The 21,013-nt window shown below is 64.4% G+C and carries 18 protein-coding genes; 8 read left to right on the top strand and 10 right to left on the bottom strand.

Going from position 1 to position 21,013, the window contains the following annotated elements:
• Positions 1-82: 82 nt before the first annotated feature.
• The 3 genes from EOA75_RS07175 to EOA75_RS07165 all read right to left on the bottom strand — a co-directional run bounded on the left by EOA75_RS07175 (position 83) and on the right by EOA75_RS07165 (position 3,249).
• The gene (locus EOA75_RS07175; protein WP_067324740.1) at positions 83-1,237 is read right to left on the bottom strand and encodes an ABC transporter substrate-binding protein; all 1,155 of its coding nucleotides are present in this window, start codon (positions 1,235-1,237) and stop codon (positions 83-85) included.
• 281 nt (positions 1,238-1,518) lie between these two features.
• A complete protein-coding gene (locus EOA75_RS07170; RefSeq protein ID WP_067003593.1) occupies positions 1,519-2,430 on the bottom strand; it encodes a LysR substrate-binding domain-containing protein in 912 nt (303 codons plus the stop codon).
• Between the two features lie 54 nt (positions 2,431-2,484).
• Entirely contained in the window at positions 2,485-3,249 is a 765-nt protein-coding gene (locus EOA75_RS07165; RefSeq protein ID WP_127323944.1) for a DeoR/GlpR family DNA-binding transcription regulator, read from the bottom strand.
• A gap of 4 nt (positions 3,250-3,253) precedes the next feature.
• Between EOA75_RS07165 and EOA75_RS07160 the strand changes: the two genes are divergently transcribed.
• From EOA75_RS07160 to EOA75_RS07150, 3 genes are all read left to right on the top strand, one after another.
• Entirely contained in the window at positions 3,254-3,442 is a 189-nt protein-coding gene (locus EOA75_RS07160) for a hypothetical protein (RefSeq protein WP_127214944.1), read from the top strand.
• Between the two features lie 207 nt (positions 3,443-3,649).
• Positions 3,650-4,546, top strand: coding sequence for a phosphotransferase family protein (locus tag EOA75_RS07155; RefSeq protein WP_127323943.1), 897 nt, complete (start codon positions 3,650-3,652; stop codon positions 4,544-4,546).
• Positions 4,543-6,996 (top strand): FAD-dependent oxidoreductase, encoded by a 2,454-nt coding sequence (locus EOA75_RS07150; protein WP_127323942.1) that lies wholly within the window; start codon positions 4,543-4,545, stop codon positions 6,994-6,996. Before EOA75_RS07155 ends, EOA75_RS07150 begins: the two co-directional genes overlap by 4 nt.
• A 13-nt stretch (positions 6,997-7,009) precedes the next feature.
• Here EOA75_RS07150 and EOA75_RS07145 read toward each other — a convergent pair whose 3' ends face one another.
• On the bottom strand, positions 7,010-7,642 hold the full coding sequence (locus EOA75_RS07145; protein WP_127240062.1) for a class I SAM-dependent methyltransferase: 633 nt from the start codon (positions 7,640-7,642) through the stop codon (positions 7,010-7,012).
• A 95-nt stretch (positions 7,643-7,737) separates the two neighbouring features.
• Between EOA75_RS07145 and EOA75_RS07140 the strand changes: the two genes are divergently transcribed.
• On the top strand, positions 7,738-8,640 hold the full coding sequence (locus EOA75_RS07140; protein ID WP_127323948.1) for a phosphotransferase family protein: 903 nt from the start codon (positions 7,738-7,740) through the stop codon (positions 8,638-8,640).
• Between the two features lie 15 nt (positions 8,641-8,655).
• On the opposite strand, the gene EOA75_RS07135 is transcribed toward EOA75_RS07140, so the two are convergent.
• On the bottom strand, positions 8,656-9,579 hold the full coding sequence (locus EOA75_RS07135) for a DMT family transporter (RefSeq protein ID WP_127323941.1): 924 nt from the start codon (positions 9,577-9,579) through the stop codon (positions 8,656-8,658).
• An 83-nt stretch (positions 9,580-9,662) separates the two neighbouring features.
• Complete coding sequence (locus EOA75_RS07130; RefSeq protein ID WP_127323940.1) at positions 9,663-10,943, bottom strand: amidohydrolase family protein; 1,281 nt, start codon at positions 10,941-10,943, stop codon at positions 9,663-9,665.
• A 167-nt stretch (positions 10,944-11,110) separates the two neighbouring features.
• Between EOA75_RS07130 and EOA75_RS07125 the strand changes: the two genes are divergently transcribed.
• Positions 11,111-12,865 carry an ABC transporter ATP-binding protein gene (locus EOA75_RS07125; protein ID WP_127323939.1) on the top strand — a complete coding sequence of 585 codons (1,755 nt, stop codon included), beginning with the start codon at positions 11,111-11,113 and terminating at the stop codon, positions 12,863-12,865.
• 135 nt (positions 12,866-13,000) lie between these two features.
• Here the strand turns inward: EOA75_RS07125 and ilvD are convergent, their stop codons facing one another.
• Positions 13,001-14,845, bottom strand: coding sequence for a dihydroxy-acid dehydratase (gene ilvD, locus EOA75_RS07120; protein WP_095824294.1), 1,845 nt, complete (start codon positions 14,843-14,845; stop codon positions 13,001-13,003).
• 253 nt (positions 14,846-15,098) lie between these two features.
• Between ilvD and EOA75_RS07115 the strand changes: the two genes are divergently transcribed.
• On the top strand, positions 15,099-15,569 hold the full coding sequence (locus EOA75_RS07115) for a VOC family protein (protein WP_067324344.1): 471 nt from the start codon (positions 15,099-15,101) through the stop codon (positions 15,567-15,569).
• Positions 15,570-15,636: 67 nt separating this feature from the next.
• On the opposite strand, the gene EOA75_RS07110 is transcribed toward EOA75_RS07115, so the two are convergent.
• The 3 genes from EOA75_RS07110 to EOA75_RS07100 form a co-directional block, all read right to left on the bottom strand.
• Positions 15,637-17,229, bottom strand: a complete 1,593-nt coding sequence (locus tag EOA75_RS07110) for a peptide chain release factor 3 (protein WP_095780207.1) — start codon at positions 17,227-17,229, stop codon at positions 15,637-15,639.
• A 123-nt stretch (positions 17,230-17,352) separates the two neighbouring features.
• Positions 17,353-17,595, bottom strand: a complete 243-nt coding sequence (locus EOA75_RS07105) for a DUF1127 domain-containing protein (protein ID WP_127323938.1) — start codon at positions 17,593-17,595, stop codon at positions 17,353-17,355.
• Positions 17,596-17,728: 133 nt separating this feature from the next.
• Positions 17,729-18,010, bottom strand: a complete 282-nt coding sequence (locus EOA75_RS07100) for a DUF4242 domain-containing protein (protein WP_067003570.1) — start codon at positions 18,008-18,010, stop codon at positions 17,729-17,731.
• Positions 18,011-18,214: 204 nt separating this feature from the next.
• Here EOA75_RS07100 and EOA75_RS07095 point away from each other — a divergent pair, with 204 nt between their 5' ends.
• Complete coding sequence (locus EOA75_RS07095) at positions 18,215-20,023, top strand: winged helix-turn-helix domain-containing protein (protein ID WP_164747302.1); 1,809 nt, start codon at positions 18,215-18,217, stop codon at positions 20,021-20,023.
• Between the two features lie 67 nt (positions 20,024-20,090).
• The coding region (locus EOA75_RS07090; protein WP_164747301.1) for an FAD-binding oxidoreductase at positions 20,091-21,013 on the top strand (923 nt) is incomplete at its 3' end.

Below are 21,013 nucleotides of genomic sequence, written 5' to 3'. Positions count from 1 at the left end.
CGCTGGCGACCCCCTCTCCCCGTTCTTCACGGGGAGAGGGTAAGGGTGAGGGGCAGCGCCAACTTCTAAAAGCTAGGCGAACTCACCGCCCGCCGATGACGCCGATATAGTCCGACACCCAGCGGTAATAGGGCACGCATTTGTCATTCTGGCTGGCGCATTTCGAGATCGGCGTCTTCCAGAACTTGATCTTCTCGAAATTGTCGTAACCGTTGGTCTTGCAGCCCTCGTCGCCGAGCAGTTCATTGCCCTTGCAGGCGGCGGGCACGACCGGCAGCGAGCCGAACCAGGACGACACATCGCCCTGGACCTTGGGCGAGAGCGAGTGCTCGAGCCACATATAGGCGCAGTTCGGATGGGCGGCGTCGGCTTCCATCATGGTGGTGTCGGCCCAGCCGGTGACGCCCTCCTCCGGCACGGTCGAGGCGACCGGCTTCTTGGCGGCGATCAGCGTGTTCACCTGATACGGCCACGAGCCGGAGGCGACGACGCCTTCGTTCTGGAAATCGTCGACCTGGATCGCGGCGTCATGCCAGTAGCGGCCGACCAGGGTGCGCTGGGTGCGCAGCAGATCGAGCGCCGCCTTGTACTGGTCTTCGCTGAGCTCGTACGGATCCTTGATGCCCAGTTCCGGCTTGTGGAACATCAGGTAGTTGGCGGCATCGGCAATATGGATCGGGCCGTCATAGGCCTGGACACGACCCTTGTTCGACTTGCCGTCGGGCAGCTTCATCTCCTCGAAAACGACGTTCCAGCTCTTGGGCGCTTCCTTGAAGACGGTGGTGTTGTACATCAAGATGTTCGGGCCCCACTGGTAGGGGACGCCGTAATGCACCTTGTCGACGGTGAACCAGGGCGCGTCCTTGAGACGGTCGTCGATCGTCTTCCAGCTCTTGATGAGGTCGGTGTTGATCGGCTGCACGCGCTTGCCGGCGACGAGGCGCAGCGAAGCATCACCAGAAGCCGTCACCAGGTCGAAGCCGCCCTCGTTCATCAGCGAGACCATCTCGTCCGACGTATTGGCGGTCTTGACGTTGACCTTGCAGCCGGTCTCCTTCTCGAAGGCAGACACCCAGTCGTAGTTCTTGTCGGTCTCGCCACGCTCGATATAGCCCGGCCAGGCGACGATATTCAGCTCGCCCTCGCCCTTGCCGACTTCCTTGACCTGGGCGATCGCCTGACCCGAGAAGGTCAGCGCAACCGTCAACGCCGTGCATGACTTCAGGAATGCATTCATCATCGATCTCCCATTTTGGCGCATGACCCCGAAACCGATCCGGTTTTCAACAAGGATCACACGCAAACCTGAACGCCAGAGTTCCCATCACCCCGGCAGCCGCGCTCCCGAGCGGCTTTGTTCCCTGAGCGAAAAGTGCTGTGAAAATTCCGGTTTCGCAAATCCATTTATCAGAAAGCCGATATCGGATTTTCCGATACTCTTTCCGACGCCATTTCGGACGGAAGGTTGCGGCGAAGTCGCCGAGCCCAACCGTTCACACTTTGCTGGAATCGCTCTGATCAGAGCCGCTGCCGGACCATGCGCTGCGACTGGGCAAGTCCGATAAAGTCGCGGGCGGCCTGCGGCAGGCTGGAACCGCGGCGCCAAACCATGCCTACCTGGACGACCGGAAGCGAGCCGGAGATATCGCGGGATTCGATGCGGTCGCCTTCCAGCGACCAGGGACGATAGACGAGATCTGGCAGCAGCGCCACGCCGGCGCCGGTGGCGACGAGGCTGCGCACGGCCTCGACGGAGCGGGTGCGGAAGGCGACATGCGGTCTCGCACCGAGCGCCGACAGCAGCTTGCCGGTGTTCTCCTCGATCTCGTCGACGGTCAGCATGATCAGCGGTTCGGAAGCGATGTCGCCGATCGAGATAATGTCGGCGCTGGCGAGCTTGTGGCTGAGCGGCAGCCAGAGCCGATAGGCCGAGACTTCGAGGATTTCCGACTGCAGCGCGGTGCGATCGCGCAAATTCGACGTGACCATGACGGCGATGTCGAGCTTGCCGCCGACCAGCAGATGCTCGAGATAGTCGCCATTGTCCTCGATCGCCGAGACTTCGACGCTCGGATAGGCGCGGCGGTAGCGAGCCAGCAGATCGGAGAGCACGTAGCCGGCGACGAGCGAGGTGACGCCGAGCTGCAGCCGCCCGCCCGCTGTGAGTTGATCGCCGAGGAAAGCGCGGCGCGCATCGGAAACGTCGGCCAGGATTTTCGTCGCGTGGCGCAGGAACTGGTGGCCCTTATGGGTGATGTTGAGGCCGCGCGGGTGGCGGTCGAACAGCTCGACGCCGAGATCGCTCTCCAGCTCCTTGATCGCCTCGGTGACCGAGGATTGCGAGATGGAGAGGTTCTGCGCGGCGCCCGAGACCGTGCCTTGCTCGGCGACGGCGACGAAGAACTGGAGCTGGCGGATGGTGAAGGCCATGACCCGACTAAACACCGGCGCGGCCGGGAAGGAAAGCCGTTGGCGGCTCCGGCGCTAGGCCGTCGCAATGCTGAGACGCGCGCCGGCCTGGCTGAGCGCGGCGGCGATGTCGCGCGGCGGCGGCTGGTCGGTGGCGAGCTCGGAGAAACCGTCGAAGCCGCAGACCTGAACCAGGCCCTGCCGGCCGAACTTGGTATGGTCGGTGACGACCAGCGTGCGTTGCCCGCGCGACAACACCATGCGGGCGAATTCCGCCTCCTCCAGCTCGTAGTCGGTCAGGCCGGCGACGGCGTCGACCGCGCCGATGGAGATCACCGCGTGGCTGACCGAGAAGCGGCTTACGAATTCGATCGCCGCGACTCCGAGGGCCGCGCCTGAATCGCTGCGCAGCTCGCCGCCGGCCATGTAGACCTTGTTGCCGTTCACCGTCGCCAGCGTACGGGCGATGTCGGACGAATTGGTGACCACCGTCAGGCGGCGATGGCCGAGCAGTTCGCGCGCCAGGAAGGACGTGGTGGTGCCGGTGTCGAGCATGATCGACTCGCCGTCGCGCATAGTGGCCGCGACCATGCGGGCAATCAGACGCTTTGCTTCGGCATTCTCGCGCATGCGGCGCTCGAACGGCGCCTCGCCTGTCATAGAGCGCAGGCTGACGGCGCCATGCATCTTGAGCAATGCTCCGTCATCCGTCAGCGGTTTCACGTCGCGCCTGACCGTCTCCAGCGACACGCCCAGGCGCTCGGCCAGGCTGGCGATGGTGATCGTGCCCTCCTCACCGAGGAGCCGCAGGATCTCGCCGTGCCGTTTCGAGTGGATCATGTGGATGTCCGGGATTTTGACCGATTCTACGGCATTCCTAACGCTTTTAAAGGAATTGCTCATATTTTCGGGCAAAACACCCAAAAAAGGTCACAGCTTTTTATTGACAGCAACATCACGCTGGCGTGAGATTGTTGTCGTGACAGGCTCGGAACTGCCACAGGAGGGTGATGGCAGAGCCGCAATCGACTGACCAGATTTTCTGGAACGTGCCTGACGCGAGCTTTTTTCGAATCCGCGGGGGCGGATGCCGGGATCCTAAGCCTGGCCAAGGGGCTCGTCGGTGTGGTGAGGGATATCAATCCCGGCATCCCGCACCGACGAGGCCTTTCTTTTTTCTCTCATCGCTTTGTGAGAGACCGGCGCTTTGTCGAAAGCCGGCCGAAGCAGGACCGAACCCGTGAGCGCCGCCGCAACCACCGAAGACCGCATCCGCACCCTGCCCTGCTGGAGCGGCGGCATCGAGATCGAGCCGCTGCCCGGCGGCCTCAGCAACGCCAACTATGTCGTTACCGACGCCGCCGGCCGGCACGTGGTGCGCTTCGGCCAGGACTTCCCGTTCCACCATGTCTTTCGCGAGCGCGAGGTGATGACGGCGCGGGCGGCGCATGCGGCCGGTTTCGCGCCAGCCGTCCACTACGCCGAGCCCGGAATTCTGGTGACCCAGTTTCTCGGCGCCAGGACCTTCCTCGCCGAGGATGTGCGCGCCGATCTCGGCCGCGTGGCGGCGCTGCTGCGGCGCTTTCACCGCGAGATGCCGAACCACGTCTCCGGCGCCGGTTTCATGTTCTGGGTCTTTCATGTCATCCGCGACTATGCGCGCACGCTCGAGGAAGGCGGCAGCCGCAAGAAGGACGAGCTGCCGCGCTATCTCGCTTTAGCCGACGAGCTCGAACGGGCGCAGAAGCTTTTGCCGATCGTCTTCGGCCACAATGATCTTTTGCCGGCCAACATCCTCGACGACGGCAAGCGGCTGTGGCTGATCGATTTCGAATATGCCGGCTTCAACACGGCCATGTTCGATCTGGCCGGCGCCGCCTCGAATGCGGGCATGAGCGACGAGGAATCCTTCGCCTTCCTGACCGCCTATTTCATGAAGGAGCCGGACAGCGAGATCCGCCGCTCGCACGCGGCCATGCAATGCGCCTCACTGCTGCGCGAGGCAATGTGGAGCATGGTCTCCGAGCTTTATCTCGACGCGCCCGGCATCGACTACGTCGCCTATACCGAAGAAAACCTGGTGCGGCTCGACGCTGCACTGGAAAACTACCGGACGAGATACGGGACAAGATCATGACTTTGCCCAGCCATGCCGGGATCGTGGTCATCGGTGGCGGCATCATCGGCTGCTCGACCGCCTATCATTTGGCGCGCGACCACAAGGCCGACGTGGTGCTGCTGGAGCAAGGCAAGCTGACCTCGGGCTCGACCTGGCACGCGGCCGGACTGGTCGGGCAGCTGCGCTCGTCGGCCTCGATAACCCGCGTGCTCAAATATTCCGTCGAGCTCTATAAGGGGCTCGAGGCCGAAACGGGACTGGCGACCGGCTGGAAAATGACCGGGTGCCTCAGGCTCGCCACCAACGCCGATCGCTGGACCGAGTTCAAGCGATTGGCGACGACGGCAAAAAGCTTCGGCATGGACATGCACCTGCTGTCGCCCGCCGAGGTGAAGCGCATGTGGCCGCTGATGGAAACCGGCGACCTCGTCGGCGCCTCCTGGCTGCCGACCGACGGTCAGGCCAGCCCCTCCGATATCACGCAATCCCTCGCCAAGGGCGCGCGCATGCATGGCGCAAAACTGTTCGAGGACGCGCGCGTCACCGGATTCGAGATGGCGGGCGGACGCATAACCGCGGTGAAGACCGAAAAGGGCGACATTGCCTGCGACAGAGTGGTGAACTGCGCTGGGCAATGGGCAAGGCAGGTCGGCGCGATGGCCGGCATCAACGTGCCGCTGCAGCCGGTCAAGCACCAGTACATCATCACCGAGAAGATCGAAGGGCTGGCCAACGACGCGCCGACAATCCGCGACCCCGACCGCCGCACCTATTTCAAGGAAGAGGTCGGCGGGCTGGTGATGGGCGGCTATGAGCCGAACCCGCAGGCCTGGACGACTGAGCTCCCCGGGGGCGACGTGCCCAACGACTGGGAGTTCCGCCTGTTCGATGATGATTACGACCACTTCGAGCAGCATATGGCGCAGGCGATCGAGCGGGTGCCGGCGCTGGCCAATGTCGGCGTGAAGCAAATGATCAACGGGCCGGAGAGCTTTACCCCGGACGGCAATTTCATCCTTGGTGTCGCGCCCGAATGCGCCAACATGTTCGTCGGCGCCGGCTTCAACGCCTTCGGCATCGCGTCCGGCGGCGGCGCCGGCTGGGTGCTGGCGCAATGGGTGGTCGACGGCGAGGCGCCGCTCGACCTCTGGGTGGTCGACATCAGGCGTTTTTCCAACCTGCACCGCGACCGGCAATGGGTCTGCGACCGCACGCTCGAGGCCTATGGCAAGCACTACACCATTGGCTTCCCGCATGAGGAATATCTCTCGGGCCGGCCGCGCATCGTCTCGCCGCTCTATGAGCGGCTGAGAGAGCACCGCGCCGTGTTCGGCTCGAAGCTCGGCTGGGAGCGGCCGAACTGGTTCGCGCCCGACGGCGTAGAGCCGGAAGACGTCTATTCAATGGGCCGGCAGAACTGGTTCGAGGCGGTCGGCGAGGAACATCGGCATGTGCGCGAGAAAGTCGGCATCTTCGACCAATCCTCCTTTGCCAAATATGAGATGACCGGGGCCGATGCGCTGAGGGCGCTCGACTGGATCTGCGCCAACGACATCAACAAGCCGGTCGGCCGGCTGACCTATACGCAGCTTCTCAACACGCGCGGCGGCATCGAAGCAGACCTCACGGTGGCACGGCTCGGCGAGGACAGGTTCTACATCGTCACCGGCACCGGTTTCCGCACGCATGATTTTTCGTGGATCGGCGACCATCTCGGCCAGGGACTCGACGCGGCGCTCAAAGACGTGACCGAGGATTTCGGCACGCTGTCGCTGATGGGGCCACGTGCCCGCGACGTGCTGTCGGCGGTAACGGGTGCGGATGTCTCCAACGCCGCCTTCCCCTTCGGCCACGCGCGCGAGATCGACATCGCCGGCCACACCGTGCGGGCGCTGCGGGTGACCTATGTCGGCGAGCTCGGCTGGGAGTTGCATGTGCCGATCGCCGCGACGGGCGAGATTTTTGATGCCCTGATGGCAGCCGGGAAACAGCATGGCATCCGCCCGGTCGGCTACAGGGCGCTGGAATCGCTGCGGCTGGAAAAGGGCTATCACGCCTGGGGGGCGGACATCACGCCGAACGACACGCCGCAGGAAGCGGGCCTGGGCTGGGCGGTGAAGCTCAGGAAGAACAACGACTTCATCGGGCGGCGGGCGCTGGAGAAGGCGGCCGGCCAGCCGCTGGCAAAACGTTTTGCCGGCTGCACGGTCGACGATCCGGACGTCGTCCTGGCCGGACGCGAGACGATCCTGCGCAACGGCCAACCGGTCGGCTATCTCACCAGCGGCGGCTATGGCTATACGGTGGAGAAGAACATCGGCTATGGCTATGTGCGCAACGCCGATGGCGTCAGCGACGACTTCCTCGCCTCCGGCGCCTATGAACTGGTGGTGGCGATGGAGCGCACGCCGGCAAAGATCCATCTCGAGCCGATGTACGATCCGGCCGGAGAGAAGATAAAGGCTTAAGCGAGGAAAGCGGTCAGCCGACGCGCAGCACGAGGCCTCTGCTTGGCACCGCATCGCCCTCGCCGGGCATCGACGCGTAAGGCCGTGTCTCTTCAAGCCGGGTTATGACGTCCTCCGCTTCGAGCACGGCGATCCGCTCGGCAAAGCCGGCCTGCCAGAGCGTGTTCTTGATCGTCAGCACGATGATGCCGCCTGGACGGCAGATGCGGATCAGTTCGTCCAGCCCCTCGATGCCGACATGGCCGGAGGTGAAGACGCCCGCCGAAACGATGCCGGCATAGGCGCCGTCCGCGAAAGGCAGGGCGCCGCCCAGCGCCAGACGATGCAGCGCCGTGTAGACGCCCTTGGCGCCGGCCTTGTCCAGCATGCCTTGCGAGATGTCGAGCGCCTCGACACGAGGATAGCCGGTGATTGCGAGCCATTCTCCGATCAGCCCGGTGCCGGCGCCTGCGTCGAGCACAGGTTCCGCGCCGCGCGGCAGATGGCGGGCCAGCAGGGCCAGGCAGATGGTCGGATGGCGATAGCCGGCCGCCGACATATCGGCGTCGTAAGTTTCGGCCCAGCTATCGTAGATTGCGGCCACCTCGTCCGGCCGTGTTGCGGCATAGGCCGCGCTTAGCGCGCTGTTGTGCTTGCCGTCCGCCATTGCCGCTCCCGCCGCCGATTCGTGTCGGGCATGGTAGCCAAGCGGCAAAAACTGTGGAACCGTTCCGCCATAAACATGGCGTGATGGTTAAGGGGGTGACGATGGAAGAGGCGCGCGCGGCGCTAGCCGCCATTCCGGCGCTTGCCGGATACGAGGGGCCGCTGGAGCGGCTGGGCGGACTTACCAACCGTGTCTACAAGGCCGGCGAGGTCTGCCTGCGCATTCCCGGCAAGGGCACTGAGGAATATATCAACCGCGCCAACGAGGCAGTGGCGGCGCGCGAGGCGGCCAAGGCCGGCGTCAGCCCGGAGGTGCTTTTTGCCGATCCCGCATCCGGCTTGATGGCAACGCGCTTCGTCGCCGACGCCGAGACCATGTCGCCGGAAAAGTTCAAGGCCAGACAGGGCAGTCCGGCGCGTGCGGGCGCAGCCTTCCGCAAGCTGCATGCGTCCGGCGCGGTCTTCCCCTTCCGCTTCGAGCTGTTTGCGATGATCGACGACTATCTGAACGTACTGTCGACCAAGGATGTGGCCCTGCCGCCCGGCTATCACGACGTGGTGCGCGAGGCGGGCAGCGTGCGCGAAGCATTGGTCACGCACCCGATCCAGCTTGCTGCCTGCCACTGCGATCCGCTCTGCGAAAACTTTCTCGATACCGGGGAGCGGATGTGGATCGTCGACTGGGAGTACTCCGGCATGAACGATCCGTTGTGGGATCTCGGCGACCTCTCGGTCGAAGGCAAGTTCGACGCCGGCCAGGATGAAGAGCTGATGCGCGCCTATTTCGGCGGCGAAGCAAGGCCGGCCGAGCGCGGCCGCGTCGTCATCTACAAGGCCATGTGCGACCTGCTCTGGACGTTGTGGGGGCTGATCCAGCTCGCCAACAACAACCCGGTCGACGATTTCCGCGCCTATGCGGACGGACGCTTCGCCCGCTGCAAGGCGCTGATGGAGACGCCCGAGTTTTCACGCCACCTCGCTGCTTTGCGAGAGGGGTGAGCGCAGGCCTGGATCCTAGTTGACGCCTTTCGGCACGTTTTCCGGCGGCACGACGGTCTCGACCACCTTCTGGCGATGGAAGATGAAGATGCCGGCGAGCACAACGATGGCCGAGCCGGCGAGTATCCGCGGGCTCGGCACATCGCCGAAGAAGACCAGGCCGAAGACAATGGCCCACAGCAGCAGGCTGTAATGCAGCGGCGCAAGCGTTGACGCCGGCGCCAGTTTCAGCGCCCGGGTGATCATCAGATGGGCGGCGCAGGAAACGATGCCGAGCAAAAGCATGGCGCCGAAATCGAGCGCCGACGGCGTGCGCCAGGCGCCGATCGCCAGCGCGCCGCCGACAATCAACGTGCCGATGGTCTGCCAGGTGACCAGCGTCGTGTCACTCGTTCCGCGCAAACGCCGGCCGAGAATGATGGCGAAGCCGAAGGCAATGCTGCCGATCAGCGCATAGGCCGATGACAACGAAAACGCGGCCGACGATGGCTTCAGGATGATCAGCACACCGCAGAAGCCGACCAGGATCGCCAGCCAGCGCCGCCAGCCGACCTTCTCGCCGAGCAGGAGATGCGAGAGCGCGGCGACATAGATCGGTCCGGCCATGTAGAAGCTCATCACGTCGGCGAGCGGCAGATAGACGACCGCGGCATAGAACAGCCCGGTATCGAGCGTGGTCGCCGCGACGCGCAGGACCTGCAGCACCGGCCTTTCCACCTGAAAAAGCTTGCCTGCGCCCTGGTTGGCGATCATCGGCCCAAGCACCAAGAAGGCGCCGATGGAGCGAACCAACACCACCTGACCGACCGAGAAGGAAGCGACCAGCCATTTGCCCATCGCGTCGTTGAGCGCGAACATGAAGTCGCCGGCCAGCATCAAGAGAATGCCGGCGAGCAGGGCATTCTTGATCGTGAGATTGCGGGCGAGGAACTGGGCCATGCCCGGCTCCCTACTCGCAATCTGTCGCTTTGAGGAGGGAAATTCGGACGATCCGTAAGACCAGCGGCGGAAATCGGCTGGCGCTACGCGGATTTGTGCCTGCGGTTGACGTTCTCCGGCCGACCGGCGATCGACAGCCGCGTCTCCTGCCTGGTCCGTTCGGCCACCACCTTGCCCCTGGCGATGACACAGAGGCGCTCAGGGCGCAGGCGGACGGCCTCGATCGGATTGCCGGCGTCGAGCACGACAAGGCTCGCCCGCTTGCCGACGGTCAGACCCAGATGATCAAGCCCCATGATGGCGGCGTTGACGTTGGTGACCATGTCGAAGCAGCGCGCCATGTCGGCCGGGCTCGACATCTGCGCGACATGCAGGCCCATGAAGGCCACGTCGAGCATGTCCGCCGTGCCCAGCGAATACCACGGGTCGAGCACGCAGTCCTGGCCCCAGCCGACGCGGATGCCGAGCGCCAGCATCTCCTTCACCCGGGTGAGGCCACGCCGCTTGGGGAAAGTATCGTGGCGCCCCTGCAGCATGATGTTGATCAGCGGATTGGGGATCGCCGAGACGCCGGCCTCGGCGATCAGCGGCAACAGCTTCGAGACGTAGTAATTGTCCATGGAATGCATCGAGGTGAGGTGCGAGCCCGCCACCCTGCCCTGCAAGCCGAGGCGCTGCGTTTCATAGGCAAGCTGCTCGATGTGGCGCGAAAGCGGGTCGTCTGTCTCGTCGCAATGCATGTCGACCATCAGGCCGCGCTTCGCCGCGATCTCGCAGAGCTCCGTCACCGAGCGCGTGCCATCGGCCATGCTGCGCTCGAAATGCGGGATGCCGCCGACGATGTCGACGCCCATATCCAGCGCCCGGATTGTGTTTTCGCGGGCCGTCGGCGAGCGATAAAACCCGTCCTGCGGAAAGGCGACAAGCTGCAGGTCGAGATAGGGCGCGACCGTTTTCTTCACGTCCAGCAGAGCTTCCACGGCAAGCAGCCGGTCGTCGCAGACATCGACATGGGTGCGGATGGCAAGCAGGCCCATCGACACCGCCCAGTCGCAATAGGCGAGCGCGCGGTCGCGCACCGCCTCATGCGTCAGGAGCGGCTTCAACTCGCCCCAGAGCGCAATGCCTTCGAGCAGCGTGCCCGAAGCGTTGATGCGCGGAATGCCATAGGAGAGCGTGGCGTCCATATGGAAATGCGGATCGACGAAGGGCGGCGAGACGAGATTGCCGCGCGCATCGACCTCGCTCCGAGCTGCGCCTTGCAACTGAGGCTCGATCGCGGCGATGGTTTCGCCAGCGATGCCGATATCGGCGATCCTGCCGTCCGGCAGCGTGCCGCCGCGCACGATGAGGTCGAAATCCATGTCGTCATCCCTTTGGTAGAAATCAGCGTTATCGTGATCGGAAAGGCGGCCCGCCGCAGCCGTTTCTTCCCTGCCGGCGTTTCCTCCGGCGCCAACTCGCTCTATAAGCCGCCTCTCGCCCCCGTGGCGAATCCGAAATTTGATAAGCCAGACACAGGATCGGCCGTTTGTTTCGCTTCTTCCGCTCGACGGAGAACCAGCGCCTTGTCGCAAGGCTGGTACGAGAATCTTTCCGGGAGCATAAATTCGGCTATGGCGCGGCCATTGTGTCGATGCTGGTGGTGGCCGCCATGACGGGGGCAAGCGCATGGATCCTGAAGGAGATCACCAACGAATTCGTGGTCTACAAGAGAGCGGATCGCGTCAACCTGATCGCGGCCGCGGTCGCCGCTATCTTCGTCCTCAAGGGCCTGGCGACCTTCGTTCAGGCCTATTTCATGAGCCGGGTCGGCAATGCCATCATCGCCGATAGGCAGCGAAAGATCTATGACCGGATCCTGGCGCAAGGCATCGAATTCTACCATTCGACCTCGTCGTCCGACCTGATCACCCGCATGACCAACAACGCCCAAGCCGCGCGCAGCGTGCTCGACCTCGTCGTCACGTCCTATGTGCGCGATGTGGTGACGTTGATCGTGCTGGTCGCAGTGATGGTCTGGGAGCAGCCGGCGCTGTCGCTGATCTGCTTCGTCGTCGGACCGGCGGCGATCTACGGCGTCAACAGCATTCTCAAGCGCGTGCGCCAGATCGCCAAGATGGAATTCCGCTCGCTCGGCCAGATCGTGCATGTGATGCAGGAAACGGCAATCGGCGTGCGCGTCGTCAAATCCTTCAATCTCGAAGGCGCGATGCGCAAGCGCATGTACAAGGCCGTGTCGGACGTCCAGAACCGCGCCAACAACATCGCGACGCTCGAGGCAGCCACCAGCCCGGTGATGGAAACGCTTGCCGGTCTGGCGATTGCCGGCGCAGTCTTCATCAGCGGCTTCCTGGTGCTGCAGGGCGGCCAGATGCCGGGCAACATCATGGCCTTTATCGGGGCGCTGCTGCTCGCTTATGAGCCGGCAAAGCGGCTGGCGCGCGTGCGCATCTCGCTGGAGACCGGCATCGTCGGCGTGCGCATGATGTTCCAGCTTGCCGACCGGCCGCTGACGCTGGCCGAAAAGCCCGGCGCCAAGCCGCTGCAGCCGGGCCCGGGCGAAATCCGCTTCGACAATGTCAGCTTCGCCTATCCCGAGAGCCCGCCGGTTTTCGAACAGCTCAACCTGACCCTGGCGGCCGGCAAGATGACGGCGCTGGTCGGACCTTCCGGCGGCGGCAAGTCAACGATCCTCAACCTGATCATGCGCATGTACGACCCGCAAAGCGGCAAGGTCATGTTCGACGGCCAGGACATCTCCTTCGCCACGCTCGATTCACTCAGGCAGAAGATTGCCTATGTCAGCCAAGACACGTTCCTGTTCGCCGGCACCATCATGCACAACATACGTCTCGGGCGTCAGGACGCGACCGACGAGGAGGTGATCGCCGCGGCCAAGGCCGCCAACGCGCATTACTTCATCAGCGCCATGGCCAAGGGCTACGAGACGGAGGTGGGCGAGAACGGCTCGTTGCTGTCCGGCGGCCAGCGCCAGCGCATCTCGATCGCGCGCGCCATGCTGCGCAATGCCGAGATCCTGCTGCTCGACGAGGCGACCAGCGCGCTGGACGCCGAGTCGGAAGCGCTGTTCCGCGACGCGCTGCAGGAACTCACGGTCGGACGCACGACCATCGTCATCGCGCATCGGCTGTCAACGGTGCATCAGGCCGACACGATCGTGGTGCTGGAAAACGGCAAGGTGCTGGAAAGCGGCCCGCACAAGTCCCTGCTCAAACAGGGCGGACTCTATCAGAAGCTTTATGAATATCAGCTGATGCCGTGACGCCGGCGCTTACCCCCCCCGTTGTGGTCGCTGCGCAGCAGCGGGGTGGAGGTGCGGCGCCGACCGACCCGGACCTTCGGTCCGACCTCCCCACAGAGGGGCCCACAAGGGGGAGGTAGGGGGGCGCTGCCCGACTTATTCCGGCACTTTCCTGACAGCACCTTTGTCGGCGCTGGTGGCGAAGGCGGCGTAGGCGCGCAGCGCCGTCGTCACCTTGCGCTTGCGCTTTTCCTCAGGCTTCCAGGCATCCGCGCCCTTGGCCGCCATAGCCTTGCGGCGGGCGTCGAGCTCGGCTTCGCTGACGGCGAGATGGATCTTGCGGTTCGGGATGTCGATCTCGATCGTGTCGCCTTCCTGAACCAGGCCGATCAGCCCGCCCTCGGCGGCTTCCGGCGAGACGTGGCCGATCGACAGACCCGACGTGCCGCCGGAGAAGCGGCCGTCGGTGATCAGCGCGCAGGCCTTGCCGAGGCCCTTCGACTTAAGATAGCTGGTCGGGTAGAGCATCTCCTGCATGCCGGGGCCGCCGCGCGGCCCCTCATAGCGGATGACGACGATGTCGCCCGCCTTGATCTCGTTGCCGAGGATCGCCTTGACGGAAGCGTCCTGGCTTTCGAAGACGCGGGCCGGACCGGTGAATTTCAGGATCGACTCGTCGACGCCGGCCGTCTTCACGATGCAGCCGTCGAGCGCCAGATTGCCCTTCAACACGGCGAGGCCGCCATCCTTCGAGAACGGCGTCTTGGCCGAGCGAATGACGCCCGTCTCGCGGTTCGTGTCGAGATCCTCCCAGCGGCGATCCTGGCTGAAGGCGACCTGCGTCGGCACGCCGCCGGGCGCGGCGCGGAAGAACTCGCGCACATTCTCTGCGGAAGTGCGGGCGATGTCCCAATGGTCGAGCGCTTCGCCCAGCGTTGCGGTGTGGACTGTCGGCAGATCGCGGTTGATCAGCCCGGCCTGGTCGAGCTGGCCGAGGATCGCCATGATGCCGCCGGCGCGGTGAACATCCTCCATGTGCACGTCGGACTTGGCCGGCGCCACCTTGCAAAGCACCGGCACTTGGCGCGACAGCCGGTCGATATCCTCCATGGTGAAGTCGACCTCGCCCTCATGCGCGGCAGCCAGGATGTGCAGCACCGTGTTGGTCGAGCCGCCCATGGCGATGTCGAGGGCCATGGCATTCTCGAAGGCTCCCTTGGAGGCGATGCTGCGCGGCAGCGCACTGTCGTCCTCCTGCTCGTAATAGCGCTGCGCAAGATCGACGATCAGATGGCCTGCCTCGACGAACAGCCGCTTGCGATCGGCATGGGTGGCCAAAGTCGAGCCGTTGCCGGGCAGCGAGAGACCCAACGCTTCGGTCAGGCAGTTCATCGAGTTCGCCGTGAACATGCCCGAGCAGGAGCCGCAGGTCGGGCAGGCCGAGCGCTCGATCACCTTGACGTCCTCATCTGAAATTCGGTCGTCGGCCGCGGCCACCATGGCGTCGACGAGGTCGAGCGCCTGCGCCTTGCCGCCCAGCACCACCTTGCCGGCTTCCATCGGGCCGCCGGAGACGAAAACGGTCGGGATGTTGAGGCGTAGCGAGGCCATCAGCATGCCGGGCGTGATCTTGTCGCAGTTGGAGATGCAGACCATGGCGTCGGCGCAGTGCGCATTGACCATGTATTCGACGGAGTCGGCGATCAGCTCGCGCGACGGCAACGAATAGAGCATGCCGTCGTGACCCATGGCGATGCCGTCGTCGACGGCGATGGTGTTGAACTCCTTGGCGACGCCGCCGGCCTTCTCGATCTCGCGCGCGACGAGCTGGCCGAGATCCTTCAGGTGCACATGGCCCGGGACGAACTGGGTGAAGGAATTGACCACCGCAATGATCGGCTTGCCGAAATCACTGTCCTTCATGCCGGTGGCACGCCACAGGCCACGGGCGCCGGCCATGTTGCGGCCATGGGTGGTGGTGCGGGAACGGTAGGCGGGCATCGGTATTCCTTGCTGGCTGGCCGCGCTAAAACGTGGCGCGGCGGCGCTGTATTTCAGTCGGCAGCGGTTATAGCGGCCAAGGTCCGGGCTTGCCACAATTTTGCGCTGCGCCACGATTCTTCAGGAAATTTGAAAAACGCTGTCGGATCGCGCCGCGCCGAGCCGTCCTTGAGGCAGACGGTACGAAAGCCGCGCCAAATCGCCGGCGCGCCGTTGATGATGAGCCAACCTGAACAAGTCGGAGGAGCAAGACATGCAGAAGATCACCACCTTCCTTTGGTTCGACGGCCAGGCCGAGGAGGCCATGAACCACTACGTCGCCATCTTCAAGAATTCGAAGGTGCTGAGCGTCACGCGCTGGCCCAAGGGCCATCCCCAGGAAGGCCAGGTTCTGGTCGCCTCGTTCGAGCTCGACGGGGTGCAGTTCCAAGCCCTCAACGGGGGGCCGCAATACAAGTTCACCGAGGCGATGTCGCTGTCGATCGACTGCAAAACGCAGGAAGAAGTCGATTATTTCTGGGCCAGACTCACCGAAGGCGGCGGCGAACCGGGACGCTGCAGCTGGCTGAAGGACAAGTTCGGCGTTTCCTGGCAGGTAGTGCCGGAGCAGTTGCCGCGTCTGCTTCAGGACCCCGACAGAGCGAAGGCCGGGCGCGTGATGTCGGCGATGATGCAGATGGGCAAGATCGACATCGCCACGATCGAGGAAGCGGCGAAGGGGTGATTACGCGTGAGTAGTGAACGGTGAATGGTGAGGATGCCCGACTATCACTATTCACTATTCACCACAATCACGCCGCCTTGTCGCGGACTTGATAATCCTTGACCGCGGCGAAGCGGATCGCTTTCCAGCGCTCGGCCTCGTAGTTGAGCGAGAAGGCGTGCTGGGCGAGGAAGACCGGATCGTTGTCGAGGTCGCGGGCGATGTCGCCGCGATGCGCCTCGATAAAGCGCTGGACATCCGCCCTGTCGTCGGCCGAGATCCAGCGGCAGACGGAGAAGCGCGACATCTCGAAATCCACCGGCAGCGTGTATTCGATGTTAAGCCGCTCCTTCAGCACATCGAGCTGCAGCGCGCCGACAACGCCGACGATGGCCGGCGAGCCGTCCTCAGGCGAGAACAGTTGCACGACGCCCTCCTCGGCCATCTGATGCAGCGCTTCCTTCAGCTTCTTGGCCTTCATCGCATCGCCGAGGCGGACACGGCGCAGGATTTCCGGCGCGAAGTTCGGCACGCCGCGGAACAGGATCTCCTCGCCCTCGGTCAGCGTGTCGCCGATGCGCAGCGTGCCGTGATTGGGAATGCCGACGACGTCGCCGGCGAAAGCCTCGTCGGCGGTGACGCGGGTGCGGGCGAAGAAGAATTGCGGCGCCGAGAGGCTCATCGGTTTGCCGGTGCGCACCAGCTTGGCCTTCATGCCGCGCTCCAGCTTGCCGGAGCAGACGCGGACGAACGCAATGCGGTCGCGATGGTTGGGGTCCATGTTGGCCTGGATCTTGAAGACGAAGGAGGTCATCTTCCCCTCCGTCGCCTCGACCGTGCGTTCATCGGCTGCCTGGGCCCGCGGCGGCGGCCCGTAGGCGCCGAGCGCCTCGATCAGGTCGCGCACTCCATAATTGCGCAGCGCCGAGCCGAAATAGACCGGCGTCAGATGGCCTTCGCGGAAGGCGTCTATGTCGAGCGGTCTGCACGCTTCCCGCGCGAGCTCCAGTTCCTCGATGAAGTCGTTGCGCTCGTTTTCCGGCAAAAGCCCGGCGACGCGGTTGGAATCCGGGCCGTTTACGGGCGTGCGCTCCTTCTCGTCATCGCTCCGGCGCACCGCGTTCTGCGCCAGGTGATAGGTGCCCGAAAAGGTCTTGCCGCGGCCGATCGGCCAGGTAACCGGTGCTGTGTCCAGCGCCAGCTTCTGCTCGATCTCGTCGAGGATTTCGAACGGATCGCGGCTCTCGCGGTCCATCTTGTTGACAAAGGTGATGATCGGGATGTCGCGCAGCCGGCAGACCTCGAACAGTTTCAGCGTGCGCGGCTCGATGCCCTTGGCGGCGTCGATGACCATGACGGCCGAATCCACCGCAGAGAGCGTGCGGTAGGTGTCGTCGGCGAAATCCTCATGGCCGGGCGTGTCGAGCAGGTTGAAGACGTTGTCGTCATATTCGAAGGTCATCACCGAGGTGACGACCGAGATGCCGCGCTCGCGCTCGATCTTCATCCAGTCGGACCGGGTCTGGATGCGATCCTTCTTGGCCTTGACCTCGCCGGCAAGCTGGATGGCGCCGCCGAACAGAAGCAGCTTTTCGGTGAGCGTGGTCTTGCCGGCATCGGGGTGGGCGATGATCGCGAAAGTGCGGCGGCGCGATACCGCCTGTTCGATGTCTTCTGCCAATTTTTGGAATCCTGTCTGTGGCGCGGGCTTCTAGCAGCGCATTTTGGGCGTGTCCACAGTTTCGGGCAGACCGGCACGGCCGAACAGCGTAGTCGATGTCCCCTGACAGGAACCTTAGGCCGTTCAGGTTCGCTCGCGATGACGGTCCTGGCGGCCCAACCGGGTAGCTAACCGTATCTCCGCCCCCTCGATGCCGATGTCGCGCAGCAGATAATCCGGCAATTCGTCCAGCGTGGCCCGACCCCTGCGATTTCGCAGGATGCGCGCAAGCACGCCTCCGCCGGAACGGCAGATTTCGAAGATCGCAATGAGGAACCGTCCGAGCGCGGAGTGGTTGGCCGCAAGCTCCTGTCCAAGGATGGTCATGGTTTATCCTCCTCTGTTTGAATGATGAAATCGGGAGGGCCAGACTGGCCCTCCCGAAGGTTTGGCCGACAGAAGATCAGGATCGATCGTGCTCGCAGCTCGCCTGCAAGGCACTTCACGATCGGTCGCCCCGTCAGGCGGCGGCGTATGCCGTCGTCGGATCGAACAGGCGCTTCACCTGCGTGATCTTGGTGGCCGGGAAGCCACTCATCTTGGCGTGGCGCTGAATGATCGCCTCGTCCTTGGCGAGGTAGACGCAAAAGGTCTTGTCATCCGCGACGAAGGATTCGACCCACTGAATGTCCGGGCCGAGCTCGGCGAGAACGGCGTTCGAGGCCTTGGAGGCGTCGCGAAGCTGCTCGCGCTCGAAGGTGCCGACCTTGGGAATTTCACGTTCGATGATGTATTTCTGCATTTCGCAATCTCCTTGATCTTGGGTTCAAATGCCTCCGGACGCTCGACCAGATTCGATGCCGGTGACATTCCCGGCGCCGCTGAGCTAAACTGCAGCATGGCTCGCCGGGCAGACGGAGAATTGCGCAAGAGGCGGCCGACAGTCCTTATGCCGTCCTTATCTTCTTCCGATCCTTTGCCTACTGCCGTTACAGGATTGCTGCCGATGGGAACTTATTGCTTCGGCGACTTCGAGCTTAACGAGGACGCTCGCGCCCTCCGTCTCGCCGGAAGCGAGATCGAGGTGCAGCCCCTGGTCTTCGATTTCCTCGCCATCCTGCTGCGGCACCGGGACCGGGCCATGAGCAAAGACGAATTGCTTGAAACGCTATGGCCGGGCGTGACGGTGACGGAAGCTTCGTTGCAGCGCGTGGCTAGCCTTGCCCGCGGCGTTCTTCGCCAGGGCGGCATGGAAACGGCGCTGCGCAACCTGCCCCGCTTCGGCTACCGGATTTGCCTCGACCTGCCGCCCATTTCGGCGAACGGGCCGGCCGGCGCGGGCGGCAAGCTTTCGAGCCCCGGTTCACCGGTTCTGTCGGCACGCGAAGCTGTTGCTGCCAGGAAATGGCACGAGGCCGCAGCCTGCTTCACCGAAGCAGATGCCGCTGGCGAGCTGCTGACGGCCGATCTCGAGGAATGGGCACTTGCGCTGGAGTGCATGGGGCGCCCGGCTGAAGCCATCCCGCTTCTGGCGCGCGCGGTGACTGCCTACGGCGTGGCCGGCGAGCGCTTGCGAGCGGCGTCCCCGGCAATCGGCCTGGCCAGGGTTCATCTGGAGAGAGGGGAACTTGCCGTCGCCAAGGGCTGGCACAAGCGGGCGGCGCAGCTGATCGATGGCTCAACCGACAGCAGGGAGCACGGCCTGTGGTGCTGGATGGGAGCGCGCATCATGGGCGCGGAAGCCGAGCCGGAGCAGGCGCTTGCGCTTGCCGAACAGGCTTTCGCGGTTGGCAGGGATCTCGAAGATCCGGTCGTGGAGTCGCTCGGGCTGATCTATCGCGGCTTTTTCAAGCTCTGCCTCGGTGAAACCAAATCCGGCCAGGAGGACCAGGATTTCGCCGCCGCGCTCGGCCTCTCCAGCGACGTGGACCCGGTCGTCGGCGGCATTCTCTACTGCAACATACTTTGGGCCTGCCGGAATTTTGGCGACTGGGCGAGGGCCAACCAATGGACCCTCGGCTATGAGGACTGGTGCAAGGGACACGGGCTTGAGGATCTGTCGGGCTCCTGCCGGCTGCATCGCGCCGAAGTGCTCGGCGTTCACGGCACGCTGAAGGAGGCTGAGGCGCTGGTACGCGCCGCGCTCGACCAGCTCGCCGTCGACGCCCCCTGGGCGACGGGCGATGCGCTGCGTGTCTTGGGTGACATTCATCTGGCTGCCGGAGATCTCACGGAGGCGGAAACAGCCTATCGGGCGTCCCATGCCGCCGGCTGGGATCCGCAGCCCGGCCTGGCGCTGCTGCAGCTGGAGCAAGGCCAGGCCGAGGCCGCCTTCAGCGCTCTCGAGCGCTCCCTGGTCGGAAACGGCTGGCCGACGCTGCAGCGGCGAGGCATGGTCCTTGCCACTCTCGCCAAGGTGGCGGCGCGCACCAATCGTCTCGAGCGCGCAAAAGAAGTCATCGCCGAGCTGGAGAGCCAGCCGCAGCGCTGGCCGATGGCCTCCATCCGGGCGCTGTCCGCCGAGGCCAAGGCTGAACTTTTCATACGGGAAGACCGCCCCACCGAGGCTGTTCGGGAGCTGCAGACCGCGTGCTCGCGCTGGAGCGAGGTCGGCTCGCCGGTCAATGTCGCCGATGCCAGGCTTGCGCTCGCGGCGCTGCTCATTCAGCTCGGCGATCGTTCCGGCGCGGAGCTGGAGCTCGGCACAGCGTTGGCGTTAGCGAAGAAGGTCGACTCTTCACGGCTCACGCGGCGCTGCGAAGAGCTGAAGGGCCTGGTTGTCGGGACGCAGAAGATAGCGATGGGCGGCGCGTAGCCGCTTCTCGCTTGAGGTCTGGCCGGCGCGATGGCATGACGGGGAAATCTCCTCTGAAGGTCATGGCATGAGCAGCGCAAAACAAGTCATCGTCATCGGCGCCGGCATCATCGGCGCATCGATCGCCTGGCATCTGGCGAAGGCTGGAGCGAGGGTGACGGTCGTCTCGACAAGCGGCGCCGGCGGCGTCGCGACGCCCAATTCCTTCGCCTGGATCAACGCAAGCTGGGGCAATCCGGAGACCTATTTCCGGCTGCGCATCCGGGCGATGAACGAGTGGAAACGCTTGGCGAATGATCTGCCGGGCCTGCCGCTTGCCTGGTGCGGCGGCCTGTGCTGGGACCTGCCGGCGGACAAGCTCAAAGCCTATGCGGCCGAGCATTCGTCCTGGGGCTACGGCATCGAGCAGGTCGGCCGCGAACAGGCGGCGCGGATCGAACCCAACCTGACCGAGCTTCCCGATTTTGCGCTTCATGTCGCCGAGGAAGGCGTGGCCGAGCCGGTGGCGACCGCAACGGCGCTGCTGGCGGACGCCGAACGGCGCGGCGCGCGGCTTATTACTGGGACTGTCGATACACTGACTCTATCCGGCGGCAGGCTCACCGGCGTCGTCGTTGCGCGTGAAACCATCGCCGCCGACGAGGTGGTGATCGCCGCCGGCGCCGGCGCTCCGGCGATCGCCGCGACGGCAGGCGTCCAGTTGCCGATCAAGACGCCGCCCGGTCTGATCGTGCATTCGCGACCCTACAGGAAGCTCCTCAACGGCCTGGTGCTGGCCGAGAGGCTGCATATGCGGCAGACGGCCGATGGCCGGATCATCGCCGGCTCGGATTTTGGCGGCGGCGATCCGGGCGAGAACCCGGAGGCAACCGCGCTTGAGCTTTTCGAAGCGGTGAAAGCGATGCTGCGCGGCGCCGACGGGCTGGAGTACGATTTCCACACAGTCGGCTATCGTCCCACTCCGACCGATGGTTTCCCAATTGTCAGCCG

It is taken from the genome of Mesorhizobium sp. M1A.F.Ca.IN.022.07.1.1, from assembly GCF_003997575.1.
In the GTDB taxonomy this organism is placed as follows: domain Bacteria; phylum Pseudomonadota; class Alphaproteobacteria; order Rhizobiales; family Rhizobiaceae; genus Mesorhizobium.
Note: the sequence above shows the minus strand (reverse complement) of the source record. Positions and strands in the feature narration are given on the sequence as shown.